This is a genomic window from Delftia sp. UME58, from assembly GCF_014170385.1.
GTDB classification, from domain to species: domain Bacteria; phylum Pseudomonadota; class Gammaproteobacteria; order Burkholderiales; family Burkholderiaceae_C; genus Comamonas; species Comamonas acidovorans.
This window is the reverse complement of record NZ_LZZV01000097.1, coordinates 1-22659: the sequence shown is the minus strand read 5'-3', so window position 1 is coordinate 22659 and position 22659 is coordinate 1. Positions and strand designations below refer to the sequence as shown.

The 22659-nt window shown below is 69.3% G+C and carries 23 protein-coding genes and 1 pseudogene; 15 read left to right on the top strand and 9 right to left on the bottom strand.

The window, feature by feature from the left end; genetic code table 11:
* Positions 1-39 precede the first annotated feature (39 nt).
* The 3 genes and pseudogenes from A9976_RS24030 to A9976_RS24020 all read left to right on the top strand — a co-directional run.
* Positions 40-289: pseudogene (locus A9976_RS24030) on the top strand (precorrin-6A synthase (deacetylating)); the annotation flags it as partial.
* A gap of 103 nt (positions 290-392) precedes the next feature.
* Positions 393-650: a FitA-like ribbon-helix-helix domain-containing protein gene (locus A9976_RS24025; RefSeq protein ID WP_183021079.1), complete on the top strand. Its 258-nt coding sequence runs from the start codon at positions 393-395 to the stop codon at positions 648-650.
* The gene (locus tag A9976_RS24020) at positions 647-1072 is read left to right on the top strand and encodes a type II toxin-antitoxin system VapC family toxin (RefSeq protein ID WP_183021078.1); all 426 of its coding nucleotides are present in this window, start codon (positions 647-649) and stop codon (positions 1070-1072) included. Before A9976_RS24025 ends, A9976_RS24020 begins: the two co-directional genes overlap by 4 nt.
* A gap of 38 nt (positions 1073-1110) precedes the next feature.
* Here A9976_RS24020 and A9976_RS24015 read toward each other — a convergent pair whose 3' ends face one another.
* Positions 1111-2160: an NAD(P)-dependent alcohol dehydrogenase gene (locus A9976_RS24015; protein WP_183021077.1), complete on the bottom strand. Its 1050-nt coding sequence runs from the start codon at positions 2158-2160 to the stop codon at positions 1111-1113.
* Between the two features lie 141 nt (positions 2161-2301).
* Between A9976_RS24015 and A9976_RS24010 the strand changes: the two genes are divergently transcribed.
* From A9976_RS24010 to A9976_RS24000, 3 genes are all read left to right on the top strand, one after another.
* A complete protein-coding gene (locus A9976_RS24010; RefSeq protein WP_183021076.1) occupies positions 2302-3195 on the top strand; it encodes a LysR family transcriptional regulator in 894 nt (297 codons plus the stop codon).
* Positions 3196-3352: 157 nt separating this feature from the next.
* Positions 3353-4774 carry a chloride channel protein gene (locus A9976_RS24005; RefSeq protein ID WP_183021075.1) on the top strand — a complete coding sequence of 474 codons (1422 nt, stop codon included), beginning with the start codon at positions 3353-3355 and terminating at the stop codon, positions 4772-4774.
* Positions 4775-4889: 115 nt separating this feature from the next.
* On the top strand, positions 4890-5402 hold the full coding sequence (locus A9976_RS24000) for an MgtC/SapB family protein (RefSeq protein WP_012207634.1): 513 nt from the start codon (positions 4890-4892) through the stop codon (positions 5400-5402).
* Positions 5403-5416: 14 nt separating this feature from the next.
* On the opposite strand, the gene A9976_RS23995 is transcribed toward A9976_RS24000, so the two are convergent.
* The 5 genes from A9976_RS23995 to A9976_RS23975 form a co-directional block, all read right to left on the bottom strand.
* Complete coding sequence (locus A9976_RS23995; protein ID WP_183021074.1) at positions 5417-5908, bottom strand: type II toxin-antitoxin system YhaV family toxin; 492 nt, start codon at positions 5906-5908, stop codon at positions 5417-5419.
* Positions 5905-6234: a type II toxin-antitoxin system PrlF family antitoxin gene (locus tag A9976_RS23990; protein ID WP_016448384.1), complete on the bottom strand. Its 330-nt coding sequence runs from the start codon at positions 6232-6234 to the stop codon at positions 5905-5907. The genes A9976_RS23995 and A9976_RS23990 overlap by 4 nt, the downstream gene beginning before the upstream one ends.
* Before the next feature lie 96 nt (positions 6235-6330).
* A complete protein-coding gene (locus A9976_RS23985) occupies positions 6331-8574 on the bottom strand; it encodes a TonB-dependent siderophore receptor (protein ID WP_183021073.1) in 2244 nt (747 codons plus the stop codon).
* A 110-nt stretch (positions 8575-8684) separates the two neighbouring features.
* Positions 8685-9089 (bottom strand): hypothetical protein, encoded by a 405-nt coding sequence (locus tag A9976_RS23980; RefSeq protein ID WP_183021072.1) that lies wholly within the window; start codon positions 9087-9089, stop codon positions 8685-8687.
* A 28-nt stretch (positions 9090-9117) separates the two neighbouring features.
* On the bottom strand, positions 9118-9780 hold the full coding sequence (locus A9976_RS23975) for an MSMEG_1061 family FMN-dependent PPOX-type flavoprotein (protein WP_183021071.1): 663 nt from the start codon (positions 9778-9780) through the stop codon (positions 9118-9120).
* 70 nt (positions 9781-9850) lie between these two features.
* Between A9976_RS23975 and A9976_RS23970 the strand changes: the two genes are divergently transcribed.
* Complete coding sequence (locus A9976_RS23970) at positions 9851-10684, top strand: helix-turn-helix domain-containing protein (RefSeq protein WP_183021070.1); 834 nt, start codon at positions 9851-9853, stop codon at positions 10682-10684.
* A gap of 34 nt (positions 10685-10718) precedes the next feature.
* Here the strand turns inward: A9976_RS23970 and A9976_RS23965 are convergent, their stop codons facing one another.
* Entirely contained in the window at positions 10719-11411 is a 693-nt protein-coding gene (locus tag A9976_RS23965; protein ID WP_043821684.1) for a GntR family transcriptional regulator, read from the bottom strand.
* Between the two features lie 90 nt (positions 11412-11501).
* A complete protein-coding gene (locus tag A9976_RS23960) occupies positions 11502-13274 on the bottom strand; it encodes an IlvD/Edd family dehydratase (protein WP_183021069.1) in 1773 nt (590 codons plus the stop codon).
* A gap of 193 nt (positions 13275-13467) precedes the next feature.
* On the opposite strand from A9976_RS23960, the gene A9976_RS23955 reads away from it, so the two are divergent.
* Entirely contained in the window at positions 13468-14523 is a 1056-nt protein-coding gene (locus tag A9976_RS23955) for a tripartite tricarboxylate transporter substrate binding protein (RefSeq protein WP_183021068.1), read from the top strand.
* Positions 14524-14532: 9 nt separating this feature from the next.
* Here the strand turns inward: A9976_RS23955 and A9976_RS23950 are convergent, their stop codons facing one another.
* Positions 14533-15786 (bottom strand): MFS transporter, encoded by a 1254-nt coding sequence (locus A9976_RS23950; RefSeq protein ID WP_183021067.1) that lies wholly within the window; start codon positions 15784-15786, stop codon positions 14533-14535.
* A 170-nt stretch (positions 15787-15956) separates the two neighbouring features.
* Here A9976_RS23950 and A9976_RS23945 point away from each other — a divergent pair, with 170 nt between their 5' ends.
* The 7 genes from A9976_RS23945 to A9976_RS23915 all read left to right on the top strand — a co-directional run bounded on the left by A9976_RS23945 (position 15957) and on the right by A9976_RS23915 (position 22514).
* Entirely contained in the window at positions 15957-16730 is a 774-nt protein-coding gene (locus A9976_RS23945; RefSeq protein ID WP_183021066.1) for a helix-turn-helix domain-containing protein, read from the top strand.
* 154 nt (positions 16731-16884) lie between these two features.
* Positions 16885-17826: an AraC family transcriptional regulator gene (locus A9976_RS23940; RefSeq protein WP_088165579.1), complete on the top strand. Its 942-nt coding sequence runs from the start codon at positions 16885-16887 to the stop codon at positions 17824-17826.
* Positions 17827-17956: 130 nt separating this feature from the next.
* Positions 17957-18541, top strand: coding sequence for a carboxymuconolactone decarboxylase family protein (locus A9976_RS23935; RefSeq protein WP_183021065.1), 585 nt, complete (start codon positions 17957-17959; stop codon positions 18539-18541).
* Complete coding sequence (locus A9976_RS23930) at positions 18531-19628, top strand: acyl-CoA dehydrogenase family protein (RefSeq protein ID WP_012207622.1); 1098 nt, start codon at positions 18531-18533, stop codon at positions 19626-19628. Before A9976_RS23935 ends, A9976_RS23930 begins: the two co-directional genes overlap by 11 nt.
* Positions 19625-20440: an ABC transporter ATP-binding protein gene (locus A9976_RS23925; RefSeq protein ID WP_013800535.1), complete on the top strand. Its 816-nt coding sequence runs from the start codon at positions 19625-19627 to the stop codon at positions 20438-20440. Before A9976_RS23930 ends, A9976_RS23925 begins: the two co-directional genes overlap by 4 nt.
* 77 nt (positions 20441-20517) lie before the next feature.
* Positions 20518-21759, top strand: coding sequence for an ABC transporter substrate-binding protein (locus tag A9976_RS23920; protein WP_016448371.1), 1242 nt, complete (start codon positions 20518-20520; stop codon positions 21757-21759).
* Positions 21756-22514: an ABC transporter permease gene (locus tag A9976_RS23915; protein ID WP_016452684.1), complete on the top strand. Its 759-nt coding sequence runs from the start codon at positions 21756-21758 to the stop codon at positions 22512-22514. Before A9976_RS23920 ends, A9976_RS23915 begins: the two co-directional genes overlap by 4 nt.
* Positions 22515-22659 lie beyond the last annotated feature (145 nt).

The following is a 22659-nucleotide window of genomic DNA, read 5'->3' as shown; positions in this document are numbered from 1 at the left end:
GACTTTCAAGCCCCTGCACATAGGTGAGAGATTGGCTTGGCCCATGCGATTGAGCTCAACCACATCGGGCAACCCTTCGTGGTCATGCTGGACGGGCCAGTGCAGCTTCACCGAGCTGCCCTCCCACGGCCTGCACATCTGGTGGGGCGCCTACCTGGGCATGGACCGCCAGATGCTGGACAGCGGCCCGCTGGCCGAGGCCGCCCCGCGCATCGTGCAGGCCCGCGCCGCAGCGCGCGAGCGGCATGGGTGGATCATGGACATCTACCTGCTGCGGCGCGGCAGTTGACTGCAGAGCGGCGCAACGCAGGCATGGTCATGCGAATGGTGGGTTTGATATCTAAGTCATCGAATTGATATCATTGCTGGCGAACTCTGCGAAAGGCTGCGCAATGGCCAATGTGACTGTGAGAAACCTGCCCGATGCCGTGCACCGGGCCTTGCGGGTACGTGCTGCCCACCATGGCCGCAGCACGGAGGCGGAAATCCGCGACATTCTGGAAGCCGCCGTCCGGCCGGCAGAGCGTGTCAGGCTCGGCTCCATGCTGGCGGCCATTGCCCGCGAGGCAGGAGGACTGACCGACTCCGAAGCCGAGGAATTCAACCGCCTTCGCGACAGGACGCCGGCCGAGCCCATGCAATTCGAATGATCGTCATCGATACCAATGTGATCTCGGAACTCTGGAGGCTTGCGCCCGACGCCAGAGTGCTTGCCTGGATGGACGCCCAGGCCATTGAAACGCTTCATCTGTCTGCCGTCACCGTGGCAGAACTGCGCTACGGCATTGCAGCGATGCCTGAGGGAAGGCGTCGCACGATCTACCAGGAGCGACTGGAGCATGAGGTTTTGCCGGCCTTCGCCGGCCGTGTCCTGGCCTTTGACCTGGGCGCGGCAAAGGCCTATGCCGACCTGATGGCGAGCGCGAAGACGCAGGGCAAGGCCATCGCCAAGGCCGATGGCTATATCGCGGCCACCGCCATGGCGCATGGGCTGATGGTGGCAACGCGCGACACCAGTCCGTTCGAGGCCGGTGGGCTGCAGACCATCAATCCCTGGACGGCGGCGCCCTAGACAGACCAGGGCGCCGGCCTGCCTTCCGGGCTGCAGCCTCAGGCCGCCAGCGTGGCGTTGTCGATCACGAAGCGGTACTTCACATCGCCCCGCAGCATGCGTTCGTAGGCGGCGTTGATCTCGTCGGCGCGGATCATCTCGATATCGGCCACGATGCCGTGCTGGGCGCAGAAATCCAGCATCTCCTGCGTTTCGGGAATGCCGCCGATCATGGAACCAGCCAGGCTGCGGCGCTTCATGATCAGGTTGAATACCTGGGGCGAGGGATGGGGCGTGGCCGGCGCGCCCACCAGGGCCATGGTGCCGTCGCGCTTGAGCAGGGTGAAGAAGGCATCCAGGTCATGCGGCGCGGCCACGGTGTTGAGGATGAAGTCCAGGCTCTTGGCGTGCGCCGCCATCTCGGCCGCGTTGCGCGAGACCACCACTTCGTCGGCACCCAGGGCGCGCGCCGCCTCGCGCTTGGACTCGGAGGTGGTGAAGGCCACCACATGCGCGCCCATGGCGTGGGCCAGCTTGATGCCCATGTGGCCCAGGCCGCCAATGCCCACCACGCCCACCTTGTGGCCTGGCCCCACGCCCCAGTGGCGCAGCGGCGACCAGGTGGTGATGCCCGCGCACAGCAGCGGCGCCACGGCGGCCAGCTGTTCCTCGGGGTGGCGGATGTGCAGCACATAGCGCTCATGCACGACGATGCTCTGCGCGTAGCCGCCCAGCGTGTGGCCGGGCGCATCGGGCGTGGGGCCGTTGTAGGTGCCGACCATGTGGTCGCAATAGTTCTCCAGGCCCTCGTCGCAGTCCGCGCAATGGCGGCAGCTGTCCACGATGCAGCCCACGCCGACCAGATCGCCAGCCTTCACGCCCGACACATGGGCGCCCACGGCCGAGACGCGGCCCACGATCTCGTGGCCCGGCACGCAGGGGTAGAGCGTGCCCGCCCATTCCGAGCGTACCTGGTGGATGTCGGAGTGGCAGACGCCGCAGAAGGCGATCTCGATCTGCACATCGTGGGCGCCCGGTGCGCGGCGCGTGATGTCCAGGGATTGCAGGGGCAGGTCGCCCGCATGGGCTCCATAGGCTTTGACGGTCATGGGGTGTTCCTCGTGGGAGGCCTGGTGGGTGTGGAAAGGGATGCGGGCATTCTTGCCGCCGCCTGCCCTGCTGACTAGCTAATCAATGCTTAATGGGCTTATCAGCACAGCTAATCAATGGATGGCGCTAGGCTTGCGGCCATGGCAAGACGCAACCTCAATGACCTGCTGGCCTTCGTCACCGTGGCGCGCGAGGGCAGCTTCACGCGCGCGGCGGCTGCGCTGGGCGTCACCCAGTCGGCGCTGAGCCAGACCGTGCGCGCGCTGGAGGAGCGGCTGCAGATCCGCCTGCTCACGCGCACCACGCGCAGCGTCTCACCCACGGCGGCGGGCGAGCGGCTGATGCAGGCCATAGGCCACCGCTTCGACGAGATCGAGGCCGAACTCGACGCCCTGACCGCGCTGCGCGACAAGCCCGGCGGCACGGTGCGCATCACCTGCGGCGACTACATGCTGCAAAGCACCCTGCTGCCCCGGCTGGCGCCGCTGCTGCGCGCCTATCCGGACATCTGCATGGAGTTCGACGTGTACTACGGATTCCGCGACATCGTGGCCGAGCGCTTCGACGCCGGCGTGCGCCTGGGCAGCACCATCGACAAGGACATGATCGCCGTGCCCATCGGCCCGCCGCTGCGCATGGCCGTGGTGTCCTCGCCCGGGTATTTCGCGGAGCACGGCATTCCGAAGAATCCGCAGGACCTGATGGCGCACCGCTGCATCAACCAGCGCATGGTGACCTCCGGCGGCCTGTATGTGTGGGAGTTCGAGCGCCGGGGCCGCAAGATGAATGTGCGCGTGGACGGGCCGCTGATCTTCAACACCACCCAGCCCCAGATCGATGCGTCCCTGGCCGGGCTGGGCGTCACGCTGCTGCCCGAGGACGAGGTCATGCCCTGGATCCAGGGCGGCCAGCTGCAGCGCGTGTTGGAGGACTGGTGCCCAAGATTCGACGGCCACCACCTGTACTACCCCAGCCGCAGGCAGCCCTCGCCCGCGTTCTCGCTGGTGGTCGATGCGCTGCGCTGGCGCGGCTGAGGCGCCTGGCCATCAACGCAGCGGCGAAGTAGGCATTGCCGCCGGCGACATACGCGGCCGGTCAGCTTGGGCACAATGAACGGCTTTCGCCCAGCCTCTTTCGCGGTCCTTGGACGCGACTCCTTCACGCGATTTCCTTACGCGATCTCTTCACGCGATGCAGCAAGAACCCGACTTCCTCCACAACCTGAACCAGGAATTCCGGGACGGCAGGCGCTGGCTGGACCGCACCATCGTGCTGGCCTATGCGGCGGCCGCCGGGCTGTGCGTGGTGGCCTTCACGCTGATGGCCGACGCGGGCTTTGAACTCTTCGAGAGCATCTACCACTGGCAGGGCGGCTGGGCCGTGCTGCTGTGGATGCCCGCCGTCACGGCGGGCGCCGTGTGGCTCACGCGGCGCTGGGCGCCGGGCGCGGCGGGGTCGGGCATTCCGCAGGTGATCGCCACGCTGGACCCTGCGCTGGACCCCGCGCAGCGCGGGCGTTTCGTGTCGCTGTGGCTGTCCTTCGCCAAGATGGCGCTGGCCAGCGCGGGCTTTGCGGCGGGGCTGTCCATCGGGCGCGAGGGGCCTTCGGTGCAGGTGGCCGCCGGTGTCATGCACCATGCGCGGCGCTGGTTCGGGCCGCATTCGGGCATCAGCCACCATGCGCTGCTGGTGGCCGGCGGCGCGGCCGGCATTGCGGCGGCCTTCAACGCGCCGCTGGCGGGCGTGGTCTTCGCCATCGAGGAGCTGTCGCGCAAGCTGGAGTCGCGCTCCAGCGGCCTGATCATCGCGGCCATCGTGCTGGCCGGCCTGATGGGCGTGTCGGCCTTCGGCAACCTCAGCTATTTCGGGCGCATCCAGGTGCCCGGCCTGACCTGGGACGCACTGCTGCCCGGCCTGTGCGTGACCCTGGCCTGCGGCGTGCTGGGCGGCCTGTTCGCCAAGCTGCTGGCCGCTTCGCTGACCCGCGCGCCCGAGCGGCTCAACCAGCTGCGTGCGCGCTTTCCCATCCGCTTCGCGGCGGCGATCGCGCTGGTGATCGCCGTCATCGGCATGGTCACGGGCGGCGCCACCTTCGGCGCGGGCTCGGAGGCCGTCAAGCACATGCTGGCGGGCCAGGCCGACGTGCCCTCGTTCTACGTCACGCTCAAGTTCATCGCCACCTGGCTGTCGGCCTGGGTGGGCGTGCCGGGCGGCATCTTCGCGCCCTCGCTGTCCATCGGCGCGGGCGTGGGCCACAACGTGGCCGGCCTCATGGGCGCAGACATCGCGCCCGCACTCATCGCCATGGGCATGGCCGCCTTCCTGGCCGCCGTGACGCAGGCGCCGCTGACGGCCTTCATCATCGTGATGGAGATGGTGGACGGCCACTCCATGGTGCTCAGCCTGATGGCGGCGGCCATGCTGGCCAGCCTGGTCTCGCGCATGCTGGCCCGGCCGCTGTACGAGACGCTGGCCCAGCACATGCTGAGTCTGGTGCCTGCTTCTGGGCCAGTACCTGCACCGGCTCCAGCGCCAACGCCGGAGCCCGAGCCCGCCAGCACGGCGCAGCCGGCTGCACCGCCCAGGGACCAGGACAAGCCCGCAGGCGCCTGAGCCAGGCGCGCTTGGCTGACAGGCAATGGCGAAGGGCGATGGCCTGGGCGCGCTGCACGCCACGCCATGCTCGCTTCCTGAGTCCTGACGCACAACCCGAGGAAAGGAACGCGCCATGTGGGAGGAAGTGACCAGCACCCTGGCCGAGGAATTCTCCAGCCTGCCCGATGCGGCCGAGGTCACGCGCGTCATGGTGCGCCTGCTGCTGGCGGCCCTGCTGGGCGGCATCGTCGGCTACGAGCGAGAACACAAGGGCAAGGCCGCCGGCCTGCGCACCCACATGCTGGTGGCCATGGGCGCGGCGCTGTTCGTGCTGGTGCCCGAGCGCGGCGGCATGGGCATTGCCGACATGAGCCGCGTGATCCAGGGCGTGGTGGCCGGCGTGGGCTTCCTGGGCGCGGGCGCCATCATCAAGCGCCACTCCGAGGAACAGGTGCAGGGCCTGACCACGGCCGCCGGCATCTGGATGACGGCCGCCATCGGCGTGGCCTGCGGCCTGGGGCGCGAGGCCATCGCGCTGCTGGCCACGCTGCTGGCCATCGTCATCCTCGTGATGCTGCCGCACGTGGTCAGTGCGCCGCCCCCGCAGGCTGACGCGGAGCCGGATACCAAGCCGCGCGAGACTTGAGGGCGGGCTGCGGCTCAGGCGTGCGGCGGTGAGCGGGATGGCGGGGACTTCGCCTGTGCCAGCAAACTGTCCCAATCGCCAGGAGGGTGCCCGTTGGCGAGCATTTTTCGGAACACCCTGTAGGCATCGTCGCTGCCCTCATAGGCTTGCTTGGTGTCCTCATCGTTGACCCAGGCGAACACGATGATTTTGCTGGGGACGTGAAAGCGGAAGAACAGGCGGTACTGCTGGAAGAACCTGGCCCGAAACCAGTGCTTGTGCTCCTCGCCCAGGGTATGGCCCTGGCGGTAGTCTGGCCGCGTGGGATCCTGCGGGATGACATCGAATGCCAGCTTGCGGATCGCCGCCAATCGCTTGGTCGCGTTCTTGCGTGTGTACCCGCCAGGGTCCTTCGTTTTCAGACCCTCCACTTCCTGGCTCAACGCCTGCAGCTGGGCAAGGAAAAGCGGGTGCATGAATACCGTCCAGCCGTGGATGCGCAAGGGGGCGGGCGGTACGGCGCTCATTCGTCGTCTGCCAGAAGCGGTGCATCCAGATCGACCTCGATGCCTTCGGTCAGCGCCTGGATCTGCTGCGCCAGACGGGCATCCATGGTCTGCAGGCGCTCGGGGTGGGCTGCCATGTCCTGGGCCAGAAAGCCGAGAAACTGGCCCAGCACGGGATCGGCATCCTCGGCGGAGTCGGCGCGACTGAGCACGACCTCACCGCCGGGCAGGATGGTGTAGTGGATCCTGTCGCGCTTGCTCAGGTGCAATGCGCGGCGAACGGCTTCGGGAATGGTGGTCTGGTAGCGGTCAGTGAGCGTGGATTCGGCTTCAAGTGTCGAAAACATGATGGCATCTCCTGAAAGGCTGTGATGTATGGTAATGCAGGTGCATTACCATGCCCGGGCGAAAGGTTCCTTCCCGGAAAGCACGCGCATCCCGCCTCAGAAATCCACACTCGCACTCAGCGAGAACGTGCGCGGACCGCCCACCGTCAGGTAGCCCGAACCCGGGTAGCCGCCCACGGAGGCCCAGTAGTTGCGGTCCGTCGCGTTGTCCACGCGCAGGCGCAGCGTGAGCAGCTTGCCCTGCACTTCGGTCATGTAGCGCACGCCCAGGTCCAGGCGGTTCCATCCGGCCACGCGCAGGGTGTTGACATCGTTGGCGTAGCTGGCGCCGGTGTGCACCAGGCGGCCGTCCAGCGCCAGGCCGTTGATGCCCGGCACATCCCATTCCACGCCCGCCGTGGCCTGGAAGCGCGGCACGCCGATGACGCGCTTGCCGTCGGTGGTGGCGCGGCCCGTGCTTTGCTGCCTGGCATCCAGCCAGGTGGCGCCGCCCAGCAGGCGCAGGCCGCGCATGGGTTCGCCGAAGACGTTGAATTCCACGCCCTGGTGGCGGTCCTTGCCGGCTGAGGTGAAGAGGTTGCCGTCGATCAGCGAGCGCGGCTTGTCGGTGGAGAAGAAGGCCAGGCCGCCGCCCAGCTTGCCGCCGTCGTACTTGACGCCCACTTCCTTTTGCTTGGTCACGTAGGGCGACATCTGCTGGCCCGCGTTGGCGATGATGGTGTCGCCCGACTTGGCCGGCGCCGTGTCGCCCTGGGCCAGTCCCTCGATGTAGTTGCCGTACAGCGATACCTGGGGCGTGAGCTTGAACACCGCGCCCAGCACCGGGCTGGTGCGGCTCTGGTCGTAGGCCGTGCGCACGCCGCCCTGGCTGGTGACGGCGCCGTTGCTGACGAGGCGGTAGCTCACCGAGTCGGTCTCTATCGTCTGGCGGCGCACGCCGGCCGTCACCAGCATGCGGCCGTCCATCAGCGACAGCGTGTCGCCCAGCGCAAAGCTGTTCAGGCGCGTGCCCCGGTTGTAGGCGGGGTTGGACAGGTCGTTGCCCAGGTAGTTGAGCGGTGTGATCGCGTAGTAGCCGGGGTTGTAGAGGTTGGTGTTCAGCACATTGCCCTGGACCGCAGACGTGCTCATGCCATAGGCGTTGTAGACCTTGAGGTCGAAGGCCGAATAGCTGGCCACGATCTCATGGCCCACGCTGCCCGTATTCAGGCGCGCGCGCACGCCCAGCTCGCCCGTGCTCACGCGGTCCTTGCGCGCGTTGTCGAAGCGGCTGGTGGTGGCCGCGCCATTGCCGGCCGCCGCCAGCGTGATGTTGGCCAGCGAGTTGTTCTCGGAGCTGCGGCGCAGGCCGTAGGCGGCCCAGGCCGTCACGTTGCTGTTGATGTCCCATTCGCCGCGCAGCGTGCCGAACAGGTCGCGCTCGTCGGAATAGGTCCAGGGCTGGGCCCAGTTGGAGGAAGCATCGGGCGCCGCGGGAATGGCCGCCAGCCCTGCGCCCGGCGTGACATTGGTGCGCGTGCGCTTGAGGCGGTTGTCCTGCCAGCCGATGTCGCCCGACAGGCGCACATTGCGGCTGCGCCAGTCCAGGCCCACGGACAACAGATCGAGCTTGGAGCTTTCCTGGTCGATGGCCGTGTCGCCGCCACGGTGCGCGGCGTTCAGGCGGATGCCCGTGGCCTGGTCGGGGCCGAAGCGCCGGCTCACGTCGGCCGCCACGAAGGCCTGGCCGCCGCTGGCAATGCCTGCCGTCACGCGCGACAGCGGATCGGTGCCCGCGCGCTTGGGCAGCAGGTTGATGTTGCCGCCCAGGCCGCCGCCATTGGGGCTGGCGCCCATCAGAAAGGCCGATGCGCCGCGCAGCAGCTCCACGCGCTCGAACAGCTCGGTGGCGATGTACTGGCGCGGCAGCAGCGCATACAGGCCGTTGTAGGCCACGTCGTCCGAGCCCAGCACGAAGCCGCGCACGAAGTAGGACTCCTGGAAATTGCCGAAGCCGCGTGCCACGCGCACGGAAGGATCGTTCTGCAGCACATCGCCCACGCTCTTGGCCTGGCGGTCCTGGATCAGCTCGTTGGTGTAGCTGGTGATGGAGAACGGCGTCTCCATGCTGTCGCGCGTGCCCAGAATCCCGGCCCGCCCGCCGCGCGCCACCTGGCCGCCCGCGTAGGGCCTGGACAGGCCTTCAGCCGACGCATCGGCGCTGGCCTCCACGGTGACGGTGCCCAGCTCGGGCGCGGCCGTTGCCGTGGAAGGGGCAGGCTGGGCCCATGCGGCGCCAGCAGACAAAAGAAGGGCCAGGGCCCCGGCGATCGGGGTCAGCGTGTGGAGAGGGGAGTGCATGGAGAAAACGGGATGAGAATGATTCCCAATAATTTTATCGATGCGACTCCCCCGTATGGAGCTTGTAGGGAGATGTGTCTGTTTGCGCCCACACTCCGCCTGGCCTGCCTTCACGCCTGTCCAAGCAGCTCCCACGAGCAGACCTGCGCCTCGTCCTCCCCCTGCACGAACGCGACCCGCATGCCCAGCGCCTTGCCCATGCCCTGCACGGCCAGGCGCAGGGCGGCGGGCACGGCGCGCTCGCCCGTGATGACGACCATGCCCCGGCACAGCTGGCGCATGCGTTCGCGGTTGCGCTTGAAGAACAGGGCGCGCTGCTTGCGTTCTTCGTGGCTTTCCTCGGGGTGGTCGCCGGGCAGGTGGTCGGTGAGCAGCACGAAGTGCCGGCCCTGGTCGAGCAGGGATTCGATCTGGGCTTCGGCCGATGCGTCATTGCCGTTGCCTGCCTCTGCAGGTGCCTGCGCTTCGGGTTCGCGCAGGTAGACCAGGGGAAAGCGGGAGGTATCGATCAGCATGTCATGGTTCCTGGGAAAAAGCAGGGCATCAGTACAGGTCGTGCCTGACCGCATGGGCGTAGTGGGCGTTGGCCTGTTCCTGTTGCGCGGCATCCATGGCGGGCGCCGTGGCATCGGCCAACTGCGTGAGGGCGGCCATCATCTGGCCCACGGAGGGCAGGGCGGTGCGGTCCAGCTGGCTGGACGGGTTCCAGAGGCCGGAGCGGTGGATGGCCTTGCCGCAGTGCAGCAGCACCTCGTCGACCAGGACCACGGTGGCGGTCTTGGGCGTGCCCCTGCCTTCGCTCAGCTCCTGCAGCAGATGGGGGTCGGTGGAGATGCGGCCGCGCCCGTTGATGCGCAGGAAGATGTCCAGCCCCGGGAACAGGAAGAGCATGGCCAGGCGGTCATCGGCCTGCAGGTTGCGCAGGGATTCGATGCGGTTGTTGCCGGGCCAGTCGGCAAAGGCCACGGTGCGCTCGTCCAGCACCTGCACAAAGCCGGGCGGCCCGCCGCGCGGCGAGGCATCCAGGCCGCGTTCGCCGGCCGTGGCCAGGCAAAAGAAGCTGGCCTGGCGCAGATAGGCCTCGTGGAAGTCGGACAGGCGGTCGCGCACGGCCTTCTGGATTCTTTCTGCCGGGGCGGCGTAGAGCGAATCCAGGTCGATGGCCGGGCCTGGCGGCTCTGCAAGGGCGGTGTTGTCGGTGTGCATGGCACAAGCGTAAGAACAAAGGCGTTGGCGGCTGTAGACTGGATCAGCCAACAAATAGCTCAAAGACGCCATGCCCGATGCCATTCTTGAACTGGTCAGCCATGTGAACCGTGCCGATGGCCCCGTGCTGATCGCGGCCGTGGGCAACCAGGACGAGGAGCTGGCCTCCGAGCCGCACCGGCACGCGCGCGGCCAGCTGTTCGGCTCGCTGCGCGGGCTGCTGTCGGTGGGCGTGGAAGACGCGGTCTGGGTGGTGCCCGCCATCCATGCCGTTTGGCTGCCGCCGCACCAGCTGCATTCGGGCCGCTCCCATGGTCCCTTCCACGGCTGGAGCGTCTATGTGGCGGAGCCGGCCTGCGCCGACCTGCCGCAGCGGCCCTGCGCCATCCGCACCTCGGGCCTGCTGCGCGAGGCCGTGCTGCGCGCAGCAGGCTGGGGATGGCAGCAAGGCGTGCCCACAATGCAGCCCGTGCAACCCGGCCCTTCGGCGGACCAGGCCCGCACCCATGTGATGGCGGTGATCCTGGACGAGATCCGCACCCTGCCCGTGGAGCCCCTGGGCCTGCCACTGCCCGCAGACCCGCGCCTGCAGCGCATCGCCCGCGCGCTGATCGCCGACCCGGCCGATGACCGCGACCTGGAGGCCTGGGCACGCTGGGCCGCCGTCAGCTCGCGCACGCTGAGCCGGCGCTTTGTCTCGGAGACCGGCTTCAGCTTCACCGCCTGGCGCCAGCGCGCGCGGCTGATGCGCTCGCTGGAGATGCTGGCCGCCGGCGCGCCGGTGACGAACATCGCGCTGGACCTGGGCTACGCCACGGCCAGCGCCTTCATCGGGCTGTTCCGACGCACGTTCGGGGAGACGCCTGCAGCGTACCGGGGGAGGCTGGGGGCTGCGCGGGACTGAGGGGCTGCGGTGCCCTTGTGGCTAACGGCTTCGCCTACAACCGCTGCAACTGCGCATTCAGATACGCATCGCGCGAGGGCAGCAGGTGCTCGGCGCACAGGCGGACCAGGGCGTCGCGGTCCTGGGCGCGCAGGGCCTCGATCATCTGCCAGTGTTCCTGGCGTGCGCGCTCGCGGTAGTCGGCCGAGACCAGGGAGGCGAAGCGGATGGGGTGCGTCTGGCGCGCGTATTCGGTGATGGCCTTGTGCAGCGTGTCGTTGCCCGCCAGCGCAAACAGTTCCTGGTGAAAGGCCAGGTTGATGCGGAACACCAGGCGCGCGTTGCCTTCGGCCACGGCGGCGTCGTGCTGCTGCTGGATGGAGGTCAGGCGTTCGAGCCTCTCGGCCGGCACGGGCAGGGGGATCTTGCGGGCAGCCTCCACTTCGAGCATGCCGCGCAGCTCGTACAGCTCCTGCACTTCCTGGGTGGAGAAGGAGCGCACCAGGGCGCCGACGTTCTTGCGGCGCTCGATCAGGCCCATGCGGTCCAGCGCGGCCAGGGCCTCGCGGGCGATGTGGCGCTTGACGTCGAAGCGGGCCATGAGGTCGTCTTCGACCAGGCGCTCGCGCGGGTGCAGCCGCCCGAAGACCACGTCCTCTTCCAGCGCGGCCACCATGGCGCCCAGGGCGTCGGCTGCGGGGGCGGGTTCGGCATCCAGGGAAATCGGCAGTGAGGCGGCAGCGACCATCAGGACAGGCGGTTGGGACAAAGACGCCATTTTGTCCGAACTGATGGCCCTCACTGGGCATGGCGGGCGGGCCGCGCTGCCTGGCATGGACTATTCGCGCGGGCCGGGAATGGTGCCGCGTTCGGTGGCGCAGCGCAGGAAGTCGAAGTCCACGCCCTGGTCGGCCTGGTTCACGGTGGTGAGAAAGAGCTTGCGGTAGCCGCGCTCGGCCGTCGGCTCGGTCACGGGGTGGAGCCGGGCGCGGCGGGCCAGTTCCTCGTCGCTGACCTGCAGCGTGAGTTCGCGGCGCGCCACCGACAGCGTGATGCGGTCCCCGTTGTGCACATGGGCCAGCGGGCCGCCCACGGCCGACTCCGGCGTGACGTGCAGCACGATGGTGCCGAAGGCCGTGCCGCTCATGCGCCCGTCTGAGATGCGCACGATGTCCTTGACGCCCGCGCGGGCCAGCTTGCGCGGGATGGGGATGTAGCCCGCCTCGGGCATGCCGGGCGCGCCCTTGGGGCCGATGTTCTTGAGCACGAGGATGTCGTCCGCGGTCACGTCCAGATCGTCGCTGTCGATGCGGCGGGCCAGGTCGGCCGCGTTCTCGAAGACCACGGCGCGGCCTTCGTGCTCCATGAGCCGGGGATGGGCGGCCGACTGCTTGATGATGGCGCCGCCCGGCGCCAGGTTGCCCTGCAGCACGGCGATGCCGCCCTGCGGGTAGATGGGGTTGGAGCGCGGGCGCACCACGTCCTGCGCAAAGCCGGGGCCGGCGCGGTCGATCTCTTCGCCCAGCGTGCGGCCGGTGACGGTGAGGGCGTCCAGGTTCAGCAGGGGCTTGAGCTCGCGCAGCAGCGTGGCCATGCCGCCCGCGTGGTGGAAGTCCTCCATGTAGTGGTCGCCCGAGGGCTTGAGGTCCAGCAGCACGGGCGTGTCGCGGCCCATGCGGTCCAGGGCCTTGAGGTCGATGTCATAGCCCATGCGCCCCGCGATGGCGGCCAGGTGCACGATGCCGTTGGTGGAGCCGCCGATGGCCAGCAGCACGCGCATGGCGTTCTCGAAGGCGGCGGGCGTAAGGATTTTGGCTATGGTCAGGCGCTCGCGCGCCATGCGCACGGCCTCGGTGCCGGTCTGCTCGGCGATGCGGATGCGGTCGGCCGTGACGGCGGGGGGCGAGGCGCCGCCGGGCACCGTCATGCCCAGCGCCTCGGCAATGCAGGCCATGGTGCTGGCCGTGCCCATGACCGAGCAGGTGCCCACGCTGGCCACCAGCTGGTTGTTCACGTCGGCGATCTCTTCGGCGTCGATCTCTTCGGCGCGGAACTTGCCCCAGTAGCGGCGGCAGTCCGTGCAGGCGCCCACGCGCTCGCTGCGGTGCGAGCCGGTGAGCATCGACCCGGTGATCAGCTGGATGGCCGGGATGCCCGCCGAGGCCGCGCCCATCAACTGGGCCGGCACCGTCTTGTCGCAGCCGCCGATGAGCACGACGGCATCCATGGGCTGGGCGCGGATCATCTCCTCGGTGTCCATGGACATGAGGTTGCGCAGGTACATGCTGGTCGGCGCCGAGAAGCTTTCGTGCACCGAGATGGTGGGGAAGTCCATGGGCAGGCCGCCCGCCAGCATGACGCCGCGCTTGACGGCCTCGATCAGCTGGGGCGCGTTGCCGTGGCAGGGGTTGTAGCTGCTGCCCGTGTTGGCAATGCCGATGACGGGGCGCTGCAGCGCCGAGTCCGTGTAGCCCGCGCCCTTGATGAAGGCCTTGCGCAGGAACAGCGAAAAGCCCCGGTCGCCGTAGTTGGTCAGGCCCTTGGAGATGCCGCTTTCGGCGTCGGCGGGGGTGATGTCGTGGGCCGGGGAGGGCGTCTTGGGGTCGGTCATGGCGGCGGTCCGTGTGTCTGGAGTGGGGAGCGAAGGCAGGCGCTGCCTTGCGTTGACGGCAGGATAGCGGCGTTCACCTCAAATTATCATCGGCGTTATCACCTATATTATTAATAATCTAATTGACCAACCATGCGGCCGTGTCCGGTCTGCTGCCGGACATGTTTTTCCGACACAGGACAAGGGGACATCCATGACCGCCGAACACCGCTCTCATCCGCCCAACCGGCGCGCCCTGCTGGGCGCCGCACTGCTGACCCTGGGCGCAGGCCTGGCGTTGCCCACCGCAGCCAGTGCCGCAGCCAGTGCCGCAGCCAGCGCCGCAGTCGATGCCGCTGCCGACACTGGTTATCCGGCCCGGCCCATCAAGCTCGTCGTTCCCTACACGCCCGGCGGCGCCACCGACGTGATCGGGCGCGTGGTGGGGCAAAGGCTCTCGCTGGCGCTGGGCCAGCCCGTGGTGGTGGAGAACCGCGCGGGCGCGGCCGGCAACCTGGGCGCCGCCGCCGTGGCCAGGGAAAAGGCCGACGGCTACACCCTGCTGCTGGGCGCGCTGACCAGCCATTCCATCAACAGCGTGCTCATGGCGTCCACGGCAGGCTTCACCATGGACAAGAGCTTTGCGCCCATTGGCGTGGTGGGCCGCGTGCCGCTGGTGGTGACCGTGGGCCCGGCGGTGAAGGCGGCCAGCCTGGGCGAGTTCATCGCCCTGGCCAAAAGCCGGCCGGGCGGGCTGAACTACGGCTCCTCGGGCAATGGCTCGCCGCAGCATCTGGCGGCCGAGCTGTTCAAGCGGCAGGCGGGCGTGTCGCTGACCCACGTGCCCTACAAGGGCAGCACGCCGGCGCTCAACGATCTGATGGGCAGCCAGGTGGATGTGGTGTTCGACACCCTGCCCGCCACGCAGGGCTTCATCAAGGGCGGGCGCCTGCGCGCCCTGGCCGTGACCACGGCGCAGCGCGTGCCCTCCATTGCCGACATTCCCACCACGGCCGAGGCCGGGCTGTCAGGCTTCGAGGTGACGTCGATGTTCGGCCTGCTGGCGCCTGCGGGCACGCCCGCGCCCGTCGTCGCCCGGCTCAGTGGCGCGCTCAGGGACGTGATGGGGCAGCAGGAAGTGAAGGACGCCCTGGTCGCCCAGGGCGCCATGCCCACCTTCACCACGCCCGACGAGGCGCGAGCCCAGATCGCCGAGGAGGTGGCGCGCTGGTCCGCCGTGATCCGGCAGGCGGGCATACAGCCGGATTGAGGCAGCGCCTCAGCGCCGCCGGGCCCGCGTTTCCGGCAGAAAGGCCGTCGCCAGCCCCAGCAGCGGCAGGTAGGCCACCAGGCTGTACACCCAGACGATGCCGTGGGTGTCGGCCAGGTTGCCCATGCCGGCAGCCCCCAGGCCGCCGATGCCGAACATGAGGCCGAACATCAGCCCCGAGACCAGGCCCACGCGGCCGGGCACGGCCTCCTGGGCGTAGACCACCAGCGCCGCAAAGGCCGAGGACATGACCAGGCCGATGACGATGGACAGCACGGCCGTCCAGAACAGGTCGGCATGCGGCAGCAGCAGTGCAAACGGCGCCACGCCCAGGAAGGACACCCAGATCACGGCCTTGCGCCCTATGCGGTCGCCCACCGGGCCGCCCGCGAAGGTGCCCGCCGCCACGGCCGCCAGGAAGGCGAACAGGTACAGCTGCGACTGCTGCACGGGCAGGGCAAAGCGCTCGATCAGATAGAAGGTGAAGTAGTTGGCAAAGGCCGCGATGTAGACGAACTTGGCGAACATCAGCACGCAGATCACGGTCACCGCGCGGATGACCTGCGAGCGGTTCAGCGCCGTCAGCGCATGCTGGCCGGCCGCCACCACCTTGGCCGGCGCGTGGTGCAGGCGCCAGTGCGTGATGCGCAGCAGCACCCAGATGGCCAGCAACGCCACCAGCATGAACCAGGCGATCGCATGCTGGCCGAACGGAATGACGATGGCCGCCACCATCAGCGGGCCGATGGCCGAGCCCGTGTTTCCGCCCACCTGGAAGGTCGATTGCGCCGTGCCGAAGCGCCCGCCCGAGGCCAGCCGCGCCACGCGCGAGGCCTCGGGGTGGAAGGTGGACGAGCCCACGCCGATCAGCGACGCGGCGGCCAGCAGCATCGGGTAGCTGGTGGACAGGGCCAGCAGGCCCACGCCCACCAGCGTCACCATCATGCCCAGCGGCAGCAGGTAGGGCTTGGGATGCTTGTCGGTGTACAGGCCGATCCAGGGCTGCAGCAGCGAGGCCGTGACCTGGTAGACCAGGGATATCCAGCCGATCTGCGCGAAGCTCAGCGAGAACTCCGTCTTGAGCATGGGATAGACGGCCGGCAGCACGGCCTGGATCAGGTCGTTGAGCAGGTGGGCGAAGGCGGCGGCGCCGACGATGCGCAGCAAAAAGCCCTGCGCGGCATGGCCGGGCGCCGGATGGGCATGCGTTGCAGGCGCGCCCAGCTCGCCCGGGGCGCCAAGAGTGGTGGTGTTGCTTGTCATGGAGGAAAGAGCCCCGCAGGGCGGCACGATCAGGGTCCGGCGTTGACGAAGGTCAATGGGCCGTGGGACCGAAGATAGGCGTTTGTCGTCCGTCTGTCTCTCTCTATACTGACGTCAATTGTCGAGATCGGGACAGGGGCCGCACAGGACCCCACAGGATGGGAGGACCCATGGCCGCAGAACTGCCGCGCATATACCTCAAGTACCACCAGACCGGGCGCCCCATGGCCGCCATGGAGGCCAACTGGGCGCATGGCACCAGCACGGGCTGGCACTCCCATCCGCGCGGCCAGCTGCTGTATGCGATCGAAGGCGTGATGTCGGTGCAGCTGCATTCCGGCTCCTGGCTGGTGCCGCCCAACCGGGGGCTGTGGATAGAGGCCGGCGCCGAGCACGATGTGCGCATGTCGGGCGACGTGAAGATGCGCACGGCCTACATCGACGCCTCGGCCTTTGCGGACCTGCCCGCGCGCACCTGCGTGGTCAATGTGTCGCCCCTGCTGCGCGAGCTGGTGGTGGCTGCCGTCGGCGTGCCGCTGGACTATGCCGAAGGCAGCCGCGACGAGCGCCTGATGCACCTGCTGGTCGATGAGCTGCGCGCCGCCGAGGTGCTGCCCCTGCACCTGCCCCTGTCCGCCGACGCGCGGCTGCGCCAGGTCTGCGAGGCCCTGATGCGCGAGCCTGCCGACACCGCCACCGCCGAACACTGGGCGCAGCGCCTGGGCGTGAGCGCCAAGACGCTGCAGCGCCTGTTCGTGAAGGAAACCGGCATGCCCTTCGCCCAGTGGCGCGAGCAGGCGCGGCTGATGTTCGCGCTGGGCCGCATTGCGGCGGGCGAGCGCATCATCGACATCGCCCTCGATTGCGGCTACGCCAGCCAGAGCGCGTTCACGGCCATGTTCAAAAGGCATTTCGGGGTGCCGCCTTCTGGCTTCCAGCGCTGAGGCACGATCGGGCCAAGGCCGGGCCGGGCGGACTTGGATGCAGATCCAGATATCGATTGCGGCACAAGCATATGCCCAAAGATTCGTTCCCCCGCGCCTGCGTCGTGGCGATACTGGCCGGCCGCATTCCCTCCACTGCCTTGCCTGTACCACCGTGCTACCCGACCCAGTCCCCGACAGCGCGGCCGAAGCGCAGGTCGATCGCGTCATCGACGGCCTGCTCAACGGCCTGCAATGGCGCGCCAGCGTGTTCCATGTGGGGCAGTACTGCGGGCGCTGGCGGGCTTCCACGGCAGGGCGCGCGCGGGCCAGCTTTCACCTGATCCTGGACGGGCGCTGCTGGCTGCACCTGCCGGGCCAGCCCTCGGTGGAGCTGCAGCCGCGCGACGGCGTGTTCCTTTCGCGCGATGTGCCGCATTTCATCTCGCCCTATGCCGACCCGGACATGGCCTGCGCCCCGCAGGCCATGCGTCCCGCCACGGGCGATGCCGGCATAGGAGAGACGGCGCTGGCCTGCGGCTTCTTCACCTTCGAGGGCCCCATGCGCGGCCTGCTGGTCGATGCCTTCCCCGACCACCTGGTGCTGCGCGGCGACGACCATGCGATGAGCGGCGCCTCCATGCTGTTCGACCTGATGCGCGCCGAGGCGCTGCGCACGGGCACCGAGCCCTCGGCCGTGATGGACCGGCTGGTGGGCCTGCTGTTCTTCTACGGCCTGCGCCAGCTGGCGCATGGCGATGCGCGGGCGCGCGGCATCTGGAGCCTGCTGCGCCGGCCGGGCTTTGCGCCGCTGGTGGCCGAGCTGCTGCGCGACCCGGCCCGCAACTGGAGCGTGGCCGACATGGCCGCGCGCGTGTGCCTGTCGCGCGCCACGTTCTTCCGGCAGTTTGCCGAGGCCTGCGGCCAGCCGCCCCAGCAATTCCTGCTGCTGCTGCGCATGCAGCTGGCCGCGCGCCGGCTGGCCCAGGGCGAGGCCATAGGCCAGGTGGCCGAGGCCGTGGGCTACGAGTCCTATGCGGCCTTCTCGCGCGCCTTCAAGCGCGTGATGGGCGAGCAGCCCGGCGCCTGGCAGCGCGCGCAGGCACGCTGCTGCTGAGCCGCCATCCGAGCCCGGGGCATCCGCCTGCGGGTTGACACGTTCGGGCATAAATCCGCGACGCGGCGGCATTGATAGCAAGGGGGGCGCGGCCGATCATGAAGGCATTCCTTCATTCCTGCAAAGCACCATGGCACGCCTGACCCTGCACACCCCGCAAACCGCCCCTGAAGCCAGCCGCCCCTTCGTGGAGCGCGCCCTGGCCGGCAACGGATTCCTGCCCAACCTGATCGCCATCCTGGCCAACTCGCCCCAGGCGCTGGAGACCTATGTGACCGTGGGCCAGATCAACGCGCGCGCCCAGCTCACGCTGGCCGAGCGCGAGGTGGTGCAGATCACGGCCGCGCGCATCCATGGCTGCGACTTCTGCGTGGCCGGCCACACCAAGCTGGCCTTCAAGCAGGCCGGCCTGAGCCAGGCCGAGGTGGTGGCGCTGCAGGACGGCCGCGACACGGGCCAGCCGCGCCTGGACGCCGTGCGCCGCTTTGCCGAAGCCGTGATCGCCACGCGCGGCGCCGTCGCCGACGAGGCCCTGGCTGCCTTCCATGCGGCCGGCCTGAGCGAGCAGCAGGCGCTGGAGGTGGTGCTGGGCATCAGCCTGGCCACGCTGTGCAACTTTGCCAACAGCCTGGCGCAAAGCCCCGTCAACCCGCAGCTGCAGCCCTATCTGCCCGAACAGTTCCGACAACCGCAGGAGAACGCACATGCTGGCTGATTCGCTGCGGCAGTGGCTGGACGCCCATGCCGACTCCCTGGACGAAGGCCCCGCGCATGCGCACGAAGTGCTGCCCCGGCTGGCGCAGCACGGCCTGTTCGGCCTGGGCGTGCCCGTGGCCGAGGGCGGGCAGGGCGGCAGCCTGGGCGATGCGCTGGAGGCCATTGCCGGCGTGGCCGGGCATTCGCTGACGGCGGGCTTCGTGTTCTGGGCGCAGCGCGCCTTTGTCGAATACCTGCTGCAGTCGCCCAACGCGGCGCTGCGCCAGCGCTGGCTGCCGGGCCTGCTGCAGGGCACGCAGGCGGGCGCCACGGGCCTGTCCAACGCCATGAAGTACCTGGGCGGCATCGAGGCCCTGCAGGTCGAGGCCACGCCCGTCGGCACTGTCGGCGCTGTCGGCGCCGACGGCCTTGCACTGCGCGGGCGCGTGCCCTGGGCCACCAACCTGGTGCCGCCGGGTCGCTTCGTGGTGGCCGTTGCCGTCTCGCGCAGCGACGGTGCAAAGCCCTTCGTGGCCGCGCTGCCCGGCGATGCGGCGGGCCTGCAGCGCAGCGCCGACCTGGACCTGATCGCGCTGCGCGGCAGCCATACGGCGGCGCTGTCCATCGAGGGGCTGCAGATCGGTCCGGCCGATGTGATCCATGCCGACGCCAACCATTTCCTGCCGCGCGTGCGGCCCGCCTTCATGGGCCTGCAGCTGGGGCTGTGCATCGGCCTGGCGCGCGCCTCGCTGGCGGCGGCCTCGGCCCGTGCCGGCGCCGGGCGCGATGTGCTGGGCGGCCCGCTGCAGCAGCAGCGCCACGCGCTGGAACTGGCCACGGCCACGCTGCATGCCGGCCTGTCCGACGGGCGTTTTCTTGACCGACCTCAAGCCCTGTTCCGCCTGCGCCTGGAATTGAACGACATCGTGCAGCAGTCCCTGCAGCTGGAGCTGCACGCCAGCGGCGGGCGCGCTTATCATCGCGACCAGCCGCTGGGATTTGCGCGCCGTTGGCGCGAGGCGGCCTTCATCCCCATCGTGACGCCCAGCGTCACGCAGCTACAGGGCGCGCTGGCTGGCGCGGCCCTGGCAACCACCAGTTCATGACCCAGACGGAAGCTTTCTCCCCTGACGCTCCCGCGCCCGTGCTGCAGGCACGCGGCGCGGGCTTTGGCTATGCGCCCGGCAAGGCCGTGTTCGAGGACATCTCCCTGAGCATTGCCCCGCGCGAGATCGTCTGCCTGCTCGGCGGCAGCGGCTGCGGCAAGTCCTCGCTGCTGCGCGTGCTCGGCGGCCTGGAGTCGCCGGACGGCGGCGCCTGGAGCCGGGGCGAGCTCCAGTTCCTCGGCCAGCCGCTGACCGCGCCGCACCCGCGCGCGGGCTTCGTGTTCCAGCAGCCCAGCCTGCTGCCCTGGCTGGACGCGCGGCGCAACGTGGGCTTCGGCCTGGACTTCGAGCGCCAGCCGAAGCTGGAGGCCGAGGCCCGCCGCCAGCGCGTGGAGCAGGCGCTGCAGGCCGTGGGCCTGGGCGGCAGCGGCGCGCTCTACCCCTCGCAGCTGTCGGGCGGCATGGCCCAGCGCGTGGCCCTGGCGCGTGCCCTGGCACGCGAGCCGCAGCTGCTGCTGGCCGACGAGCCGTTCTCGGCCCTGGACGCCATCACGCGCGCCGAGATGCAGGAGCTGATGGTGGACGTGGTCCACCGCTGGCACACGGCCGCGCTGCTGGTCACGCATGACATCGACGAGGCCATCCTCGTGGGCGACCGCATCCTGCTGATGGGCGGACGGCCCGGCCACATCGTGCGCGAATGGCGCGTGGACATAGCGCGCCCGCGAGAGGACCAGGCCGCCGCCGTGACCGCGCTGCGGCTGGACATCCTCTCGGCCCTGCACGGCGTGCGCCATGCGGCCCAGGCCTGATCTCCCTCGCCTGCCCGCTTGCCTGCCGATCCGCCATTTCTTCGACTTCAACCATGCTCTTCTGAAAGGTCTTTCGCATGAGCTTCCAGGACCACCCTTCCTACACCCACATCTGTGCCTCGTCGGACTGCGGCTGCGGCCTCACGCGGCGCGACATGCTGCGCCTGGGCGCATTGGCCACGGCCTCGGTGGCCGCGCCGCTGCTGGCCGCAGGCGATGCGCGCGCCCAGGCCTTCAAGGGCGATGACCAGCCCGTGAAGATCGGCTACCTGCCCATCACCGACGCCACGCCGCTGCTCGTGGCCCACGGCAACGGCCTGTTCGAGGCCGAAGGCCTCAAGGCCGAGGCACCGCGCCTGTTCCGCTCCTGGGCCCAGATCGTCGAGGCCTTCGTCTCGGGCCAGGTCAACGTCATCCACCTGCTCACGCCCTCCACGCTGTGGGTGCGCTACGGCGCCAAGTTCCCCGCCAAGATCGTGGCCTGGAACCACGTCAACGGCTCGGGCCTGACCGTGCTGCCCGAGATCCAGAAGGTGCAGGACCTGGGCGGCAAGACCGTGGCGATCCCGTTCTGGTACTCCATCCACAACATCCTGCTGCAGGACGTGCTGCGCAAGGCCGGCCTCACGGCCGTGACCCGCGCGCGCGGCGGCGCCATTGCGGCCAACGAGGTCAACCTCGTCGTGCTGGCGCCGGCCGAAATGGTCTCGGCCCTGGCCGGCAAGTCGATCGCGGGCTTCATCGTGGCCGAGCCCTTCAATGCCGCCGCCGAGATCGCGGGCGTGGGCAAGATGCTGCGCTTCTCGGGCGACGTCTGGAAGGACCATGCCTGCTGCGTCACCTTCCTGGCCGAGCGCGACATCGCCGACAAGCCCGAATGGGCGCAGCGCGTGACCAATGCCGTGGTCAAGGCCCAGCTGTGGACGCGCGACAACCGCCTGGCCGCCGCGCGCCTGCTGTCGAGCACGGGCGAGCGCCGCTACACGCCCCATCCGCAGCAGACGCTGTCCAAGGTGCTGGCCGCCACCGACTACGCCAGCTACGAGGCCAGCGGCGTGGTCGTCAACAAGGGCTGGCACCAGCGGCGCATCGACTTCCAGCCCTATCCCTATCCCTCGTACACCGAGCAGCTGGTGCGCGCCATCAAGGCCACCAAGGTCGAGGGCGACACGCGCTTCCTCGACAAGCTGGAGCCCAGGTTTGCGGCCACCGACCTGGTGGACGACCGCTTCGTGCGCAAGGCCATCCAGGCCGTGGGCGGCCCGCAGGTCTTCGGCATTCCGGCCGATTTCTCGCGCCGCGAAACCATCGTGGTGTGATCCAGGTGTTGCGACGTATCGGATTGCCGCTGCTGGGCGCGGCCCTGGTCCTGGCCCTGTGGTGGGTGGGCGGCGCGCTGCTGGCGCGCAGCACGCCCGTGGCTGCGGCCTTTGCGCCCTGGCCTTCCCTGCAGGCGCTGGGCCAGCTGCTGACAGGCGCCGACATCTGGATGCACACCCTGCTGAGCCTGCAGCGCGTGGCCGTGGGCCTGCTGCTGGCCTTCGTGGTCGGCGTGCCGCTGGGCGTGCTGGTGGGCCTGTCGCGCGGGTTCTCGCAGGCGTTCTCGCCCGTGTTCCAGTTCCTGCGCATGATCTCGCCGCTGTCGTGGATGCCGATTGCCGTGATGGTGCTGGGCGTGGGCGACGCGCCCGTGTACTTCCTGCTGGCCTTCGCTGCCGTCTGGCCCATCTTGCTGAGCACGGCGGCCGGCGTGGCCCAGCTGGACCGCAACTGGCTGCTGCTGGCGCGCAGCCTGTCGGCCACGCGCACCGAGACCGTTCTGCGCGTGGTGCTGCCCGGCATCACGGCCCAGATCCTCACCGGCGTGCGCCTGGCCATCGGCATCATCTGGATCGTGCTGGTGCCTGCGGAAATGCTGGGCGTATCGGCCGGCCTGGGCTACTTCATCCTCGACACGCGCGACCGCCTCGCGTATTCGGAGCTGATGGCCGCCGTGGTGCTGATCGGCGCCCTGGGCTATGCGCTGGACCATGCGGCGCGGTGGCTGCACCAGCGCTGGATGCATTCGGCCTGAGGCCTGCGGGCAGACGGCGGCATCAGGTGCCGCATCAGGTGCCGCGCACGCGGCCCAGCCGCAGTCCCGCCAATCCCGTCAGCACGGCGCACAGCAGCACCTCCCAGGGGCCCAGCGCGGGCACGGGGGTGGCTGTGGCCGGGGG

Bases quoted from the DNA above. Each gene is read 5' to 3' on its own strand.
- A9976_RS24000 (WP_012207634.1), top strand. From the start codon at position 4,890: ATGTGGGAGGAAGTGACCAGCACCCTGGCCGAGGAATTCTCCAGCCTG.
- A9976_RS24010 (WP_183021076.1), top strand. From the start codon at position 2,302: ATGGCAAGACGCAACCTCAATGACCTGCTGGCCTTCGTCACCGTGGCG.
- A9976_RS24005 (WP_183021075.1), top strand. From the start codon at position 3,353: ATGCAGCAAGAACCCGACTTCCTCCACAACCTGAACCAGGAATTCCGG.
- A9976_RS23925 (WP_013800535.1), top strand. From the start codon at position 19,625: ATGACCCAGACGGAAGCTTTCTCCCCTGACGCTCCCGCGCCCGTGCTG.
- A9976_RS23935 (WP_183021065.1), top strand. From the start codon at position 17,957: ATGGCACGCCTGACCCTGCACACCCCGCAAACCGCCCCTGAAGCCAGC.
- A9976_RS24025 (WP_183021079.1), top strand. From the start codon at position 393: ATGGCCAATGTGACTGTGAGAAACCTGCCCGATGCCGTGCACCGGGCC.
- A9976_RS23980 (WP_183021072.1), bottom strand. From the start codon at position 9,089: ATGCTGATCGATACCTCCCGCTTTCCCCTGGTCTACCTGCGCGAACCC.
- A9976_RS23985 (WP_183021073.1), bottom strand. From the start codon at position 8,574: ATGCACTCCCCTCTCCACACGCTGACCCCGATCGCCGGGGCCCTGGCC.
- A9976_RS23965 (WP_043821684.1), bottom strand. From the start codon at position 11,411: ATGGTCGCTGCCGCCTCACTGCCGATTTCCCTGGATGCCGAACCCGCC.
- A9976_RS23975 (WP_183021071.1), bottom strand. From the start codon at position 9,780: ATGCACACCGACAACACCGCCCTTGCAGAGCCGCCAGGCCCGGCCATC.
- A9976_RS23955 (WP_183021068.1), top strand. From the start codon at position 13,468: ATGACCGCCGAACACCGCTCTCATCCGCCCAACCGGCGCGCCCTGCTG.
- A9976_RS24020 (WP_183021078.1), top strand. From the start codon at position 647: ATGATCGTCATCGATACCAATGTGATCTCGGAACTCTGGAGGCTTGCG.
- A9976_RS23930 (WP_012207622.1), top strand. From the start codon at position 18,531: ATGCTGGCTGATTCGCTGCGGCAGTGGCTGGACGCCCATGCCGACTCC.
- A9976_RS23950 (WP_183021067.1), bottom strand. From the start codon at position 15,786: ATGACAAGCAACACCACCACTCTTGGCGCCCCGGGCGAGCTGGGCGCG.
- A9976_RS23945 (WP_183021066.1), top strand. From the start codon at position 15,957: ATGGCCGCAGAACTGCCGCGCATATACCTCAAGTACCACCAGACCGGG.
- A9976_RS23970 (WP_183021070.1), top strand. From the start codon at position 9,851: ATGCCCGATGCCATTCTTGAACTGGTCAGCCATGTGAACCGTGCCGAT.
- A9976_RS23960 (WP_183021069.1), bottom strand. From the start codon at position 13,274: ATGACCGACCCCAAGACGCCCTCCCCGGCCCACGACATCACCCCCGCC.
- A9976_RS23995 (WP_183021074.1), bottom strand. From the start codon at position 5,908: ATGAGCGCCGTACCGCCCGCCCCCTTGCGCATCCACGGCTGGACGGTA.
- A9976_RS24015 (WP_183021077.1), bottom strand. From the start codon at position 2,160: ATGACCGTCAAAGCCTATGGAGCCCATGCGGGCGACCTGCCCCTGCAA.
- A9976_RS23990 (WP_016448384.1), bottom strand. From the start codon at position 6,234: ATGTTTTCGACACTTGAAGCCGAATCCACGCTCACTGACCGCTACCAG.
- A9976_RS23920 (WP_016448371.1), top strand. From the start codon at position 20,518: ATGAGCTTCCAGGACCACCCTTCCTACACCCACATCTGTGCCTCGTCG.